At 68.8% G+C, this 13927-nt stretch carries 12 protein-coding genes; 3 read left to right on the forward strand and 9 right to left on the reverse strand.

The window, feature by feature from the left end:
- Window positions 1-135 precede the first annotated feature (135 nt).
- Window positions 136-651 (forward strand): ComEA family DNA-binding protein, encoded by a 516-nt coding sequence (locus tag LuPra_RS05120; RefSeq protein ID WP_110169754.1) that lies wholly within the window; start codon window positions 136-138, stop codon window positions 649-651.
- 276 nt (window positions 652-927) lie between these two features.
- Here the strand turns inward: LuPra_RS05120 and LuPra_RS05125 are convergent, their stop codons facing one another.
- The 6 genes from LuPra_RS05125 to LuPra_RS05150 all read right to left on the reverse strand — a co-directional run bounded on the left by LuPra_RS05125 (window position 928) and on the right by LuPra_RS05150 (window position 7184).
- Window positions 928-2442, reverse strand: a complete 1515-nt coding sequence (locus LuPra_RS05125) for an FAD-dependent oxidoreductase (RefSeq protein ID WP_110169755.1) — start codon at window positions 2440-2442, stop codon at window positions 928-930.
- A gap of 222 nt (window positions 2443-2664) precedes the next feature.
- On the reverse strand, window positions 2665-4167 hold the full coding sequence (locus LuPra_RS05130; RefSeq protein ID WP_110169756.1) for a polyamine aminopropyltransferase: 1503 nt from the start codon (window positions 4165-4167) through the stop codon (window positions 2665-2667).
- Between the two features lie 189 nt (window positions 4168-4356).
- Window positions 4357-4569, reverse strand: a complete 213-nt coding sequence (locus LuPra_RS05135) for a DUF350 domain-containing protein (RefSeq protein WP_110169757.1) — start codon at window positions 4567-4569, stop codon at window positions 4357-4359.
- 3 nt (window positions 4570-4572) lie between these two features.
- Window positions 4573-4764: a hypothetical protein gene (locus tag LuPra_RS05140; protein WP_110169758.1), complete on the reverse strand. Its 192-nt coding sequence runs from the start codon at window positions 4762-4764 to the stop codon at window positions 4573-4575.
- 9 nt (window positions 4765-4773) lie between these two features.
- Window positions 4774-6720: a DUF4178 domain-containing protein gene (locus tag LuPra_RS05145; protein ID WP_157898759.1), complete on the reverse strand. Its 1947-nt coding sequence runs from the start codon at window positions 6718-6720 to the stop codon at window positions 4774-4776.
- The gene (locus LuPra_RS05150) at window positions 6717-7184 is read right to left on the reverse strand and encodes an S-adenosylmethionine decarboxylase family protein (protein WP_110169760.1); all 468 of its coding nucleotides are present in this window, start codon (window positions 7182-7184) and stop codon (window positions 6717-6719) included. Before LuPra_RS05150 ends, LuPra_RS05145 begins: the two co-directional genes overlap by 4 nt.
- An 87-nt stretch (window positions 7185-7271) precedes the next feature.
- On the opposite strand from LuPra_RS05150, the gene LuPra_RS05155 reads away from it, so the two are divergent.
- Complete coding sequence (locus LuPra_RS05155) at window positions 7272-8543, forward strand: MFS transporter (RefSeq protein ID WP_157898760.1); 1272 nt, start codon at window positions 7272-7274, stop codon at window positions 8541-8543.
- Here LuPra_RS05155 and LuPra_RS05160 read toward each other — a convergent pair.
- The 3 genes from LuPra_RS05160 to LuPra_RS05170 form a co-directional block, all read right to left on the reverse strand.
- Window positions 8492-10699 (reverse strand): FdhF/YdeP family oxidoreductase, encoded by a 2208-nt coding sequence (locus LuPra_RS05160; protein ID WP_110169762.1) that lies wholly within the window; start codon window positions 10697-10699, stop codon window positions 8492-8494. The two genes, LuPra_RS05155 and LuPra_RS05160, sit on opposite strands and share 52 nt — an antisense overlap.
- Window positions 10700-10709: 10 nt before the next feature.
- Window positions 10710-11519, reverse strand: a complete 810-nt coding sequence (gene fdhD, locus LuPra_RS05165; protein WP_110169763.1) for a formate dehydrogenase accessory sulfurtransferase FdhD — start codon at window positions 11517-11519, stop codon at window positions 10710-10712.
- A 173-nt stretch (window positions 11520-11692) separates the two neighbouring features.
- Window positions 11693-12838: a helix-turn-helix domain-containing protein gene (locus LuPra_RS05170; protein WP_110168877.1), complete on the reverse strand. Its 1146-nt coding sequence runs from the start codon at window positions 12836-12838 to the stop codon at window positions 11693-11695.
- A gap of 236 nt (window positions 12839-13074) precedes the next feature.
- Between LuPra_RS05170 and LuPra_RS05175 the strand changes: the two genes are divergently transcribed.
- Window positions 13075-13848 (forward strand): META domain-containing protein, encoded by a 774-nt coding sequence (locus tag LuPra_RS05175; protein WP_110169764.1) that lies wholly within the window; start codon window positions 13075-13077, stop codon window positions 13846-13848.
- The last annotated feature ends 79 nt before the right edge of the window (window positions 13849-13927 follow it).

Genomic DNA, 13927 nt, shown 5'->3' on the forward strand with positions numbered 1-13927 from the left:
TGCCGCAGCCCCGGCATCATACCCTTCGACCGGTCCTCTCGAGTCGTTGTCGGCTCGCCAGAACCTCGCTCGGGGGTAGAATCGCGGCCTGGTCGCGCGCGCAAGACATAGGGAAGGTCGCGACGGAGGTGTGCGATGGCAGTGCGGTGGCTCATGACCGGTGCCCTGGTGGCGCTGTGGATGGCGTCGGCGGCGATGACGTCGGCGCAACAGGCGCCGGCGCCGGTGATGCTGACGCCTTCCGGGGAGGGTCTGCCAGATGGCCCGGGCAAGGATGTCACCGTGCGGTCCTGTGGCACGTGCCACGAGGCGAGGCGGGCGGCATCCGCGCGCCTCACGCGTGCCGGCTGGGCGGCGGTCATCGACAGCATGATCGGCCGCGGCGCGCGCATCGCCGACGGTGATGTGCCCGTCGTGCTGGAGTACTTGTCCACGCACTTCCTCGGCGAGGCCGCGCAGCCGCTCAACATCAACACGGCACCCCAGATCGACATCGAGGCCGCCGTCGGACTGCTTCGACGCGAAGCGGCCGCCGTGGTGCGGTATCGCGAGCGAAACGGACGCTTCAAGACGATAGACGACCTGAAGAAGGTTCCAGGCATCGACTTCAGCAAGGTCGAGCGCCGCCGCGCCTTCATCGTGACGTTGTAGGTAGGGCCCGCTCTCCGAGGGGGCCACGCGATAGGCTCTCCGAGCGGGCCACGCCCGCGCCATGGCCGCGTGATCGACGGCGTTGGACGGCTCGGCCACCTTCGCGCAAGCGCTTCGGTGCCCCAGGGAGAGCCGTCCCTACCTACCCGACAGGGAATGTAGGTAGGGCCCCGCTCTCCGAGCGGGCCACGCCCGCGCCCTGGCCGCGTGATCGACGGCGTTGGACGGCTCGGCCACCTTCGCGCAAGCGCTTCGGTGCCCCAGGGAGAGCCGTCCCTACCTACCCGATAACATCTGCATCGTGCGGTCGGCGGCAAGCACACCGCGATACTGCGCTTCCTCGAACAGCGGCAACCCGCTCAGATCGGAGTGCGCGAAGAAGAGGCGATCGAGCCCGCGCTGCGCGGCCTGCCACGCCGGATCCGACAGCAACCCGGGCGTGGGACGCACCATGGCGTGGCCGAAGCGCATGATGTCCACCCGCGACACGCATTCGCGAATGTCGGCGTGGGCCCGCGAGAGATCGTCGAGGATCCGATCGCGCAGCGTTGCGTAGTCCTGGGCGAGGAGCCAGCGGCGCGCCTCCAGTGCCGGTTGCTGCGCCAGGGCCCAGTAATACGTCCACACCGTGCGCGGCACGTGCCGCCGCAGCTGCTGGTGCGTCGCGACCACGTATCCGAGGGCCGGCGAGTCGAACAACACGTTGTCCCACGCCACCGGGAAGCCCCGCTCGCGCGGCCAGCGATCGAGCGTCAGGTTGGCCGTGATCCACGGCGACGACGTCACCCGCACCGGCGGCGCGCCGGCGACGATGCGGGACGCGACGTGCATCGGGGCGGCAACGATGACGACATCCGCCGTCCAGTCGGCCCGCGACGTGAGCACGCGCCACCCACGACCCTGCGGCTCGATCCGGTAGGCGATCTCGCCGGTCCGTACGCGCGGCTCGAGCCGGTGCAGCAATCGCCGCGCAATCCAGCCGTTGCCCTCGGGCCACGTGAGCGGGCCGGAGTCGTCGGCATCGCGCGCCGCGAAATACAGCACGCCGGCCCAGGCCGAGACGTCGCGGGCCATGCCGCCGTAGTCATCGCGGCAGGCGTAGTCCACCATCCACCGCAGCCACGGCGAGTCGAGGCCCTCACGATCGAGCCACGCGGCCATCGAGAGGGAGTCCTCCGCAGGCGGCCGCGTGACGTCGGTGGCCGCGGCCATCGGGATCGTGAAGCGCCCGGAGGCGCGCAACTCCGCGATGCGCGCCGTGAAGCGCGCGACCTGATCGCGGTCGCGCCGTGTCGGCCCGACCGCCGGCTCGAGCCCCTCCTGCCATCGGCCGTGGATGAAGAGTCGCTCGTCGGGCGCATGCACCAGGTGACGCTCGTCCCACGTCGTGCCGTCGTACACGCCGAGGTCGGTGAAGATCTCGCGCACCAGGCCGGCGGCCTTGCCCGGGATCGGCACGTAGTGCGCACCCCACGGATAGGCGGACACCTCGTTCTGCCCCCAGCGCGCGTTGCCGCCCGCCTCGGGCTCCATCTCGAGCACGATGAAGCGATCGAAGCCCCGCTTCTGCAAGTGCCGGGCGGCACACAAGCCGGCCATGCCGCCACCGACGATGAGGACCGACGTCGAGCGCGCCTCGCGACTGCCGCCGAAATCGGCGCCGTCGCGCAACCGATGGCCGCGCTCGTGAGACTCGTTGACGAAACCGCCGTCGATGCGACGGCCCGCCTTCTGCGTCAGGCCCACCAGCGCCGTCGACAGGAACGCTCGCCGCGTGACGTTGGTGGTCATCGGGTCAACTCAGGAACACAGGACCAAGGAGAGCAGGAACACAGGACCACAGGAGCACAGGAGCACCGGAGCGCAGGAGCGCAGGTCATGCTATCGGAGTCGGCCGGGCTCGGACCCGCCTTCGCATTGCTTCGGCGTGCCAGGGAGCCGGCCCTACCGTCGCGGCTCCGCACCCGGCACCCGGTACCCGGTACCCGGTACCCGGTACCCGGCACCCGGTCACTATCGGTTAAGAGCATTCCACTCGCGCTCGTAGTACCGCACGAGGGCCTGCGTGTGCAGGCGATTGGGTTCGACCGGCACACGCGCCATGTCGACGGGGAAGTCGAACAGTTCGCCAAGCCCCCGCGTGGTCAGGAAGCGCAACCCGGCCGGCAATGTCGTCGGCACACGTGGCGCCGATCGTCCGGCGAGGACGAAACCCCACTCGCCGAACGACGGCACGTACACGTGGTAGGGCGCCACTGCCAGCCCCGCCTGTTCGACGGTCGCGACGATGCACCAGTAGGCCTGACGCGCGAACAGCGGCGAGGTCGACTGCACGACGAACGTGGCATCGGGGGTGAGGCGCTCCATCAGCATCCGGTAGAACGTCGTCGTGTACAGCTTGCCCAGCGAGAAGTTCGACGGATCGGGGAAGTCCACGATGGCGAAATCGAAGAACTCGCGACTCTCGTCGATCCACGTGAACGCATCGGCGTTGATGACCCTCACGCGGGGGTCGGAGAGCGCGCCGCCGTTGAGCCTGCGGAGTTCCTCGTGCGAGGAGAAGAGGCGCGTCATCTCCGGATCGAGATCGACGAGGGTCACGGCGCGGACCTGCCGATAGCGCAGCACCTCGCGCAGCGCCAGCCCGTCGCCGCCGCCGAGGATGAGGACACGAGCCGCGGCTGGCAACGCCGCCAGCCCCGGGTGCACGAGCGCCTCGTGGTAGCGGTACTCGTCACGCGAGCTGAATTGCAGGTTGGCGTTGAGGAACAGTCGCAGGTCGTCTTTCCACGCCGTCATCACGATCCGCTGGTAGGGCGTGGTCCTCGAGAGCACGACCTCGTCGGCGTACAGATTGGCCTCGGCGAGATCGAGGATGGCGTTGGCCTTCCACAGGCCGACGCCGAGCAGCGCCAGTGCCACGACGCACGTCGCCTGCAGGGTCCGGCGGATGGCGGGCGCCAGCGACTCCCGCAGCACCGAGGTCGTCCACAGCGCGACGAGGACGTTGATCGCCCCGAAGAGCATCGGCGCTCGTACCAGCCCCAGCTTGGGCACCAGCACGATCGGGAACAGCAGGGACGCGCCCAGGGCGCCCAGGTAGTCGAACGTCAGCACGTTGGCGACGACGTCCTTGAACTGGAACCGGTCGCGCAACAGCCGCATGAGGAGGGGAATCTCGAGGCCGACGAGCGTGCCCACAACCAGCACGAGCACGTACAGCAGCAGGCGGAATGCGTCGGTGTAGGCGAAGGCCAGGAACAGTGCGGCCGACGAGAAGCCGCCGACCACACCGACCATGATCTCGACGAGGATGAAGCGCGCCGCGAGGCCGCGCCCGACGAACCGCGAGATCCACGAGCCGATCCCCATCGCGAACAGGTAGGTCCCGATGACGGTGGAGAACTGCGTGATGCTGTCGCCGAGCAGGTAGCTGGCGAGGGCGCCGGCCACGAGCTCGTAGATGAGCCCGCAGGCGGCGATGAGCAGGACGGAGGCAAGCAGAGCGGCTGTCACTCGGAAACCTCGCGCCGGACACGTGGTCCATGGCGCACACGCCAACCGGCCGGCGCGAATCCGTGGGGTGTCGCCGCGGGACTTGTCCCGCGGGCAGCGCGCCGGACAAGTCCGGCGCTTACGCGTTGTCCCACCGTAGCCGTTGGCGAAGGTGGAGCCGGCCGCACATCGGTCGTACGCCCGGCGTGTCTAATGAATGGCGGCGGCGATGATCAGCGACATGCCCAGCGCGAACGACCCGATCAGCACCGCGAGCGCGGTGTTGTGATCGTCGATGATCTCCTTCCAGAGCTGGTAGGGCGTCAGGCGGTCGACCGCCACGAACGTCGCGAAGAGCACGACGATGCCCAGTCCCGCGAAGACGATGGCGGCTATCAGGTTGTTGAGGAGCGTGGCTTCCATCGGTCACTTCCCTCCAAAAAGACGCGGGCCGCCGGCGTACAGCGATCGGTAGGCGCCCGGGTTGTCGCGAATCGAGCGTGGGACGTTGCGCACGACGTCGTCGCGCGTCATCCAGCCGGCCCGGTCGGCCCTCCAGGCCCAGCCCGTGGTCATCAGGCCGAATGCGAGGTAGATCACCGCGCGGCGTATCACCATCTCCTCCTGCTATTCGTCGTCGTCGTCGGCATCATCATCGTCATCATCGTCGTCCGAGGTGGATGGCGCGTAGTCGCTCTCCGCGTTGCGGCGTGCCTCGAAGCCGGCCTTGCGGAACCAGACCCAGATCGGCCGCAAAGTCAGTAACACCAGCGCCAGCAGGTATGGGAACGGATCGGGAAGGTCGCGGCGCACGTTGATCTTGTACGGGACCTCCGGGCCGTTCGGAGGTCCTTCCGGCTCCACGCGCAGGTAGTACTGCCCGGCGGGCAGGCGAGGGAGCGACAGGGTGGCAGCCCGGTTGCCCTCCGACCACGATTCGCCGCCCTCGACCCCCGAGTAGAAGCTGACCTCCGAGTCGGTGTTGTGCGCGTCGCCCGTCTCGAGGTTGATCAGGGCGAGGTCGAAGCCGAGCCACGAGTTCGATACGGTGGTCGAGATCTTGACCTCCACCTTGCCGTCGCTCGGGAGCACGAAGGGCTCGGTGACGAACGACGACTCCGGCACGCCCGGCTGATACCGGAAGTCGTGCGAGAAGACGGTGGCGCCGGACGCGGTGAGCATCCGGTACAGCATCAGGACGACAACCAGCACGGACAGCCAGCGGAAGGCGCGCCACAGGGCCGTGGATTTCTCGGCGTAGGGATTGGGCTGGTTGGCAAACACCCCGACGGGTTGTGGGGGTGTGGCCGGCAGATCGAAGGCCTTCCAGATCTGCTGCGGGTCGGTATACATGCCGCGCGACCAGGTCCGCTCGTTCTCGGTGCCCTCGCCCGACAGCATGTAGGGCGGCTCGACGAAGTCGTCGGTGGCCACTTCTTCGCCGACCTGCACACGCCACGGAAACTCGCCGAGGACGAAGTCGGTACGCGCGTTGGCGTGCTGGAAGTGCTTGAAGACCACGTCGCCCAGCCGCATGGCCGCCCGGGAACCGCTGCTATCCATCGCGGGCAGCTCGCGCACGGTGGTCACGTCGTTCCAGTGGCCGTTGTACTCGGTGAGGTAGCGGAAGCCGACGTACGGGTTGAACAGCACGTACTCGTCCCACGCGTACCGCTGGCCATCGACGGTGACCGAGCGCTGCTGGAAGCCGATCACGTCGTGCGGCCGGCCGGCCCAATCGGCGCGACTGCCGAGCGGGATCCGCGGCGAGATCGGTTGCTTCGCGGCGGCCGTTTGCAGGATGGTGACGTTGCGATCGCGCGTGTCGATGACCGCGCCACAACTCGTGCACGCCACGGCTCGCGTCTGCGACAGCGCCCGCAGCTCGACCGCCGCGCCGCAATTGGCGCAGTTGAAGCCCTGCATCGCCTTCGAGCGATCCTCGGCCTCGAACGTGCGGACGTTCTGCAGGTGCAGTTCGTCGAACGAGACGAAGCGGCCGATGAACAGCACCGGCGCGCCGTCGCTGTAGTCGATGGTGCCGAATGTCGCGTCGTGGCCGCGGAGGTCGGCAAACAGCACGTCCTGCTTGCCCCAGTACTCGAACGGCAGTTCTCCCTCGACGCCCTTGTAGTGAGCGGTGGTCAGCGTGGTGACCTGCAACGGCCGGCCATCCCACGTGTAGTCCATCCCCAGCCTGACGCCGTCCGCGGCCGGCAGCCGCTTCTCTGGCTGCACCAGGCTGGAGACGGCGTATTCGAGCTGGGCGTCCGACAGCCAGCCGCTCGTGCCGTCCGCGTAGACGACATGCCACTCGTTCCACCCGCCGTCATCGTACTCGTAGACGATGCGGCCGACGACGCTGAAGCTACGTCCGTCGAGCGTGCCGGTGGTGCCGATCTGGATCGGCGAGCTGTCGGGCGGCAGGTCCGCGATTTCGCCGATGGTCTCGAGGTCGACGTCGTGCCGGACGATGACCGAGCGGCACGACTCGCACGTCGTCTGGACGGCGCTCGACCAGCGGAAGCGAACGGGGGCGCCGCAGTTCGGGCAGCGGCCGGCGGGTCCCCTCATGCGTTGCCGGCTCTCGCCGGCCGGGAACCGGGCACCGGGCACCGGGAACCGGGACGTACCTCGCCGTAGGTGCGCTCGATGCGCCTGACGACCGTGTCGGTGGCGCCGAGCATCTCTGCCATCAGTCCGGCCGCATCGAACTCGTCGCGTGGACGGCAGCAGAACACGTTGACGCAGATGGAGCCGAACTCCGGGAACGTGTGGCAGGCCAGATGCGATTCGGCGAGGATCACGAACCCCGTGAGGCCGCCGGGAGCAGGGAACGTATGCCAGACGGCCGGCGCGACGGGCGTCAGGCGGAGCACGGCGATGAGGCGATCGAACACGGCCTCGAGACGGGTGGCATCGCGCAACAGGGCGGCGTCGCAGCCGCGGGCGTCGATGATCCACTCGGCGCCGCCGGCCACGTGCGGGGCAGCGGTCAGGGGATCAGCGACGTCTCGGTCTGGCGGAGAAACGGCCATGCGCGTGTGGGCCGGGATTATATGGCAGCTCGGTCCCCACCGGCTCCGGGCTATGCTCTCGCATCCCGGAAGGTGAAAGGTGGTGTCGTGGAGACGAGTCAGGCCCGGCTGAAGGTGACGCTGTCGGCGTTCATGTTCCTCCAGTACTTCATCTGGGGGTGCTGGTACGCGAGCATGGGCACGTACCTCGCCAATACGCTCGGCTTCGATGGGGCACAGATCGGCCTCGCGTACGGAGCGTTCGCCATCGGCGCGATCATCTCGCCCTTCTTCGTCGGCCTGATCGCAGATCGCTTCTTCGCGACGGAGAAGCTGCTCGCGGTCTTCGGCCTCCTCGGTGGCGTGGTCCTCTGCCTGTTGCCGCAGATGACGACGTTTGCCGCCTTCTACCCGGCGCTGATCCTGTACTGCGCGCTGTTCGTGCCGACCCTGGCCCTCGGCAACTCCCTGTCCATGCACCACCTGGCGGACCCGGGACACGACTTCCCGCGAGTGAAGGTGCTCTCGGCCGTCGGCTGGCTGGCGGCCGGCATGGTGCTCAGCGCCCTCGCCGCCGAGCAGCGGGCGTTGCAGTTCTACCGGGCCGGGGTGTCGTCGATCGTGTTCGGCCTCTTCGCGCTGACGCTGCCGCACACGCCGCCCCGCAAGACCGGCGCCGACGTCTCGCTCGGCGAGGTGCTCGGCCTCGATGCGCTGGCGCTGCTGAAGAAGCCGTCGTTTGCGATCTTCATCGCGTGCATGTTCCTGATCTGCATTCCGCTCTACTTCTACTTCGTGATGATGAGCATCTACCTCACCGAACTCCGGTGGGAGCAGATCGCCGCCAAGATGACGTTGGCTCAGGTCTCCGACGTCGTCTTCCTCTTCCTGCTGCCAGTGTTCCTCAAGACGCTCGGCTACAAGAAGACGATCATCATCGGCATCCTCGCGTGGGTGCTGCGGTACTTCGCGCTCGCGGCGAGCGTAGAGGCCACGGGCCTGCAGGTGCCGCTGATCTTCGTCGCGATCGGCGTGCACGGGGTGTGTTACGACTTCCTCTTCATCGCCGGCCAGCTCTATGTGGATGCCGAGGCGAACGAGCGGATCCGCGGCGCCGCGCAGGGCTTCATCGCATTCATCCTGTGGGGCGCCGGCGCCTTCATCGGGACGCTGCTGGCGGGACGGGTGCTGGCGGCGCACCAGGTAGCGGGCGGGCCCGGCCAGCCGGTGACGTACGACTGGCAGGCGATCTGGAGCCTGCCGGCGTGGGGCGCGGTGGCGGTGCTGGCGCTGTTCGTCCTGGCCTTCCGCAACCCGGCGCGCGACGCTCAGGAACCGTCGGCGGCGGAGGTCGCATCCAGCGTCACCACCGCGTTGTAGTCCGGTTCCATCGACGCGTGATCGATCGCCGCGGCCGCGAGCAGCACGTTGCCCTCGGGCCAGTGCACCTCGAGGTTGCCCGGCGTGATCGGTGACGCCTTGAGGTGGCCGCGGTACGCCCCCGCGCCGCCCCACAGAACGACCGAGGTGCCCTCGGCCAGCGCCAGTCGTTCGAGGTCCTCGCGACTGATCAGGATGTCGTCACGGCGGGCGCCGGTGAGCGGATCGACCTCGCGCTGAATCATCGAGTTGAACTGCTTGCCGCGCCGCGTCGATACCCGGAAGGTGCGGGCAGGGTCGGCCGCGCCCTCCAAAGCCATGACCGCGGCGTGCGCCGGACGCACGGTGTCGATCGCCGCGAAATGCGCCTTGCGGTCGGCCGTGGCGAAGTGGCCATCGGCGTAGAGTATCGGGCCGCCCCACTGGAACTGGTCACCCTTGGCCGAGAGACGCTCGATGCCCGCGTACAGCGGGATCGCGCGAGCGATCTCCGACCGGATCGCCGCGGCGGTGGGGAAGCGCACCCGATCGGCGCGGTCGGGGAAGGCGCGCGCCATCGCCTCGCCGAACACCTGCCATTCCGGACGTGCCGAGCCGATGCGGCGTCCCGCGATCTCGGGCGAGTAGATCACGCGCCGCTCGGTGGAGGTCTCGGTGCCGCCACCCGGCGACTCGTAGCGGGTGGTGGCTGGCAGGATCAGCACGTCGCCGTCGGTTTCGGCCAGCATCGCCGAGGACAGCACGATGTCCTGGTGCACCCGCAGGCGTGGGCGCCGCAGCGCCCGACGGGTGCGGCCCTCGTCGGGGAGCGTCTCGAGGAAGTTGCCGCCAACGATCCAGAAGAGGTCGATCTCGCCGTCGGCTGCGTGGTCGATCATCTCCGACGTCGTCCACCCGGGCGTCGCCGGCAGGTCGAAGCCCCAGACCTCGGACCAGCGCGCGGCAGTGGCGGCATCGACGGTCGGTACGCATCCCATCTCGGCGCCTCCCTGCACGCCGGAGTGCCCCCGGATCGGGACCAGGCCTCGTTTCGGGTAGCCTGGCAGCGCTCGCGCCAGCCCGACGTTCATCAGCGCGCTCACCGTCTGCACGCCGTGCGCGTGCTGGGTGAGTCCCATCGACCACACCAGAATCGCGTTGGGGCGATTCATCAGCAGACGGGCGAAGGCCTCGATCCGCTCGCGGGTGGCGCCGCTCTCGCGTTCGATCGTCGCCCAGTCGCTGCCCAGCGCGCGCGCACTGGCTTCCGCGAAGCCGGTGGTGCGGTCGCGGACGAACGCCTCGTCGACGCCGCCTGCCTCGATCAACGCCCGCAGCACGCCCACCAGGAACGCGAGATCGCCGCCGGTGTGCACGTCGAACCAGTGGTCCGCGATGGTGGTCCCGAAAACCGCGCTCGACGCGATGGACGGCACCCAGTAGCGCGCCAGCCCGGGCTCGCGGTAGGTATTGACGACGGCGACCTGTGCGCCGCGCTGCTTGGCGTAGTGCAGGTACTTGGTCGTGACCGGCTGGTTGTTGGCGACGTTGGAGCCGAAGAAGACGATCAGGTCGGCCCCGAGCCAGTCGGTGTAACTGCAGGTGGAGGCACCGTACCCGAGCGCCGCCTTCATCGCGACCGTCGACGCGGCGTGGCACAGGCGTGCGGCATTGTCGACGTGGTTCGTGCCGAGGGCGCGGGCCGCCTTCTGCGCGGCGTAGTACACCTCGTTGGTGATCCCACGCGAGGTCATGAACACGGCGGCGCGCGCGGGGTCCACCGTGCGCAGCTCGGCGGCGAGCCTGTCGAGTGCCTCGTCCCACGTCACGTGCCGGAAGCCGCGATCGCCGGTCCGGCGTAGCAGTGGCTCCGGAAGCCGGCCAAGCGCACGCAGCCCCGCTGACGACGTCGAGGTGAGTGAGGAGACGTCGGCAAGGACGGCCGGGTCGAGCGCGGGCGCCGTGTTCAGCCGCAGCAACTCGAGGCGCACCATGCAGAGATGCGTACCCTGCAGGGTCCAGTCCTTCAGCCCTGACGTGCCGAGGGCGCAGCCATCGCACACGCCATCGCGCAGGATCCGCCAGGCGAACGGCAACTCGTCGCGGTTCTCCCACGCAATCTGGAACATGTCGCGGAAGTGGCGGGGCTTCTGCTGATCGAGACCGAAGAGGGCCATGCGTCCGGGCTCACGCAATCCGCTGCGGGTGCGCGTAGAGGTTGAACCCGTCGCCGCGGGTGAAGCCGGCGAGGGTGAGGCCGTGGCGTGTCGCGAGATCGATGGCCATCGTCGACGGCGCCGACACCGCGACGAGCAGCGGGATACCCGCGACCAGCGCCTTCTGCACCAGTTCGAACGACGCGCGCCCGCTGACGCACAGCACGTGGGAGGAGAGCGGCAGCGCGCCATTGCGCAGCATCCGCCCGATGATCTTGTCGACGGCGTTGTGCCGGCCGACATCCTCGGCAATCTCCAGCAGCGTGCCGTCGGCGGTGAAGAGCCCGGCCGCATGCAGGCCGCCCGTGCGATCGAACACGGCCTGTTGCGCCCGCAGGCGATCGGGCAGTCCGGCGACGATGGCAGCGCTCATCGTCCAGGCGGCGGTGATCGGTGCGATGGGCAGGTCGAGCGCGTCGGCAGTCTGGCGGCCGCACACACCGCATGCCGATGTCGCGGCGACATGACGCCGTCCGGCGAGTCGAGCATCGAGTCGCGTGAAGGCCTGGCCTCGCAGCGCCACGTCGATCGCCGATTCGTCGTCGGCCTGTGCAATCGAGTCGATGTCGGCACGCTCGGCGATGACCTGTTCGGCGAGGAGGAAACCGGCCGCGAGGTCGGGATCGGCGCCGGGCGTCCGCATCGTCATGACGAATGGCCGGCCATGGAGGCGGATCTCGAGCGGCGCTTCCGTGGCAGCGCGGTCCTCGGCAACCGAGCGCTGGCCGTCGCGGACACGGTACACCTCGATGGCACGCCAGGCGCCGGGGGCATTGCTCATTGCCTACAGCCTACAGCCTGCGGCCTACGGTCTGCAGCCTCCGGCTTACGGCCGGGCGGCCGGAAACATGGGTAACAGATTAGTCCGGGAACATGGGTAACAGTTGGTTGGGGCCTGTGAAGGCGGTGCCGACCGCGGTCTGTGCGGTCGGGACGGCCTTCACAGGCCGGCGCTCACGGATGCTGCGCGGGCGGCAGCGCCGTGATGGTGCGAGTGCGATCATGAACACGCCCCAGACTGACCGACGCAAAATGCAGCGTCCAGACCCCATCATCGACCGCTTCGAGGGCGACCGACTCGCCGTCGAGTACTTCGGTCAGAAACAGCGGCGCGCCGCCCCAGGCGATGCAGCCATTGCTGTCCACGCGGCGTACCTCCCAGTGGCCGGGATACACGAGGGCCGGGACTCGCGCCGGCAGCGCGCGCGGCGAGGGCTGATACACCGTCGCGGGCGGCTGATTGTCGAGCGCTTCATGGGGGCGGATGCCGTTGTACTCGCGGCAGAACGTTCGGAAGCGCTCCTGTTGCGCGCGCGCGGTCCGCGCGGGCGGCCGGGTCGTCTCGGCCTTGAGCACGCGGTGGAACTGTTCATGCGACCCATTCTGATCGGGGCGCCCAAGGCCGGTGCGCTCCGGGACAATCCCGAGCCGCATCCACCAGACATTCAGCCGCGAGAGGCGGCCCAGGCCCGGCCCGGCAAACGGGCTCCCATTGTCACTGCGGATCCGCTCGGGCAGCCCATAGGCCGCGAACGCGCGCGCGAAGCAACGGCGCGTCTCCGCGGTCGTGCGGCTGAGCAGGGCATCGCAGCGCAGCACATACCGACTGAAACCGTCGCGCAGCGTCAACGGATAGCAATAGGCGCGGTCTCCCGTGCGGAATTCGCCCTTGAAGTCGGTCGTCCACGTGACGTTGGGCCCGGTGAGGGGCGCCAGCCTGTGGCTCCCGTGCGGCACCGGCCGCCGGCGCCGGCGCGGCACGATCAGCCCGTGGCGCTGCAGCAGATCACACACGGTCGATCGACTCGGCCACGCGGCGTCGGGCTGCTGCCGGCGCCCCAGCGCCAGCAGCTTCTTGGCCCCCCACTGCGGATGACGCCGCCGGACGCGCAACAGGGCCTCCACCAGCGCCGGGGCCGTCGCCGCCGGATGCTGATGCGGCCGACGCGAGCGATCCCCCAACGCCGCGGGCCCCGCCGCGTCGTAGCGGGCGACCCATTTGTACGCCGTCTTGCGGCTGATGCCGTACTGGGCCGCGAGCGCCGTCATGGTGAACCGATCCGCCAGGTACTCACTGATGAACTGCACACGTAGATCCACAGGTGACTTCTCCCGCCACGGCATCGCGTTCCTCCTGCGACACCATGGCCGAACGTGTTACCCATGTCTCCAGACTGCTTTGTCACCCATGTCCTCGGACTGAGCCGGCCTACGTCTCAAGTCTCAGGTCTCAAGGTCAGGTCTGGCCTGAGACCTGAGGCCTGAGACCTGAGGCTCCACCCAAGGCCGAAGGCCCATGTCCGAGGCCGAAGGCCGACGGCGTTTAGGATTGGTCCATGCCACTCTCCACGGTCGTGCTGACGCTTGCCATCACGACGCTGGTGCCGCTGGCCGGCCTCGCCGGGGCACAAACGCCGCCCGCCGGATCCACGTGGACGCTCGTCGAATTGCCGGGACACATGCTGTCGGGCGATCGTGTGCCAACGCTGACCCTCGACGGCAGCCGCGTGCAGGGCTCGGATGGCTGCAACCGGTACACCGGCCCCTACAAGGCCGGAACCGACGGCACGTTCCGCGTGTCCGGGTCGGTGGCACGGACGAAGATGGCGTGTCCGGGAGTGACCGCCCAGCTCGCGCGCGAGTTCATGGCGGCCCTGACGCGTTCGGCACGGCTGCGACTCGACGGCTCGCGCCTCACCCTGCTCGACGCCGCGGGCACTGTCCTGGCAGTGTTCGAGGCACAGACGCAGGCACTGGCAAATACCGCGTGGGACGTCACCGCCTACAACAACGGCAAGGCGGCGGTGGTCAGTGTCATCACGGGCAGTCGCCTGACGCTGGCGTTCAGCGAAGATGGCCGGGTGTCGGGATCGGCCGGGTGCAATGGCTTCACGGGCAGCTATACGGTCGACAACGGCGACCTCTCCATCCGCGGCACGGCGGCCACGCGCAAGATGTGCGTGGATCCCGCAGGCGTGATGGAACAGGAGTCGGCGTTCCTCAAGTCCCTGGCGACCAACATGCGCGTCCGGATCGAGGGCACCCGCCTGGAACTGCGGTACGCCGACGGCGCCCTCGGCCTCAACGCCACCCGTACCGGCGACCGTTGAGGCGCCGGGATCCAGCAGTCGACCGTCCCCACGCGATACCGATGACGCGGCACCGGGACGCCTCAAGCCTCAAGCCTCA

This window comes from Luteitalea pratensis (assembly GCF_001618865.1).
Lineage (GTDB): Bacteria > Acidobacteriota > Vicinamibacteria > Vicinamibacterales > Vicinamibacteraceae > Luteitalea > Luteitalea pratensis.

Coding starts and splice junctions, on each gene's coding strand:
- LuPra_RS05120 (WP_110169754.1), top strand. CDS start 136: ATGGCAGTGCGGTGGCTCATGACCGGTGCCCTGGTGGCGCTGTGGATG.
- LuPra_RS05125 (WP_110169755.1), bottom strand. CDS start 2,442: ATGACCACCAACGTCACGCGGCGAGCGTTCCTGTCGACGGCGCTGGTG.
- LuPra_RS05135 (WP_110169757.1), bottom strand. CDS start 4,569: ATGGAAGCCACGCTCCTCAACAACCTGATAGCCGCCATCGTCTTCGCG.
- LuPra_RS05140 (WP_110169758.1), bottom strand. CDS start 4,764: ATGGTGATACGCCGCGCGGTGATCTACCTCGCATTCGGCCTGATGACC.
- LuPra_RS05145 (WP_157898759.1), bottom strand. CDS start 6,720: ATGAGGGGACCCGCCGGCCGCTGCCCGAACTGCGGCGCCCCCGTTCGC.
- LuPra_RS05150 (WP_110169760.1), bottom strand. CDS start 7,184: ATGGCCGTTTCTCCGCCAGACCGAGACGTCGCTGATCCCCTGACCGCT.
- LuPra_RS05160 (WP_110169762.1), bottom strand. CDS start 10,699: ATGGCCCTCTTCGGTCTCGATCAGCAGAAGCCCCGCCACTTCCGCGAC.
- fdhD (WP_110169763.1), bottom strand. CDS start 11,519: ATGAGCAATGCCCCCGGCGCCTGGCGTGCCATCGAGGTGTACCGTGTC.
- LuPra_RS05175 (WP_110169764.1), top strand. CDS start 13,075: ATGCCACTCTCCACGGTCGTGCTGACGCTTGCCATCACGACGCTGGTG.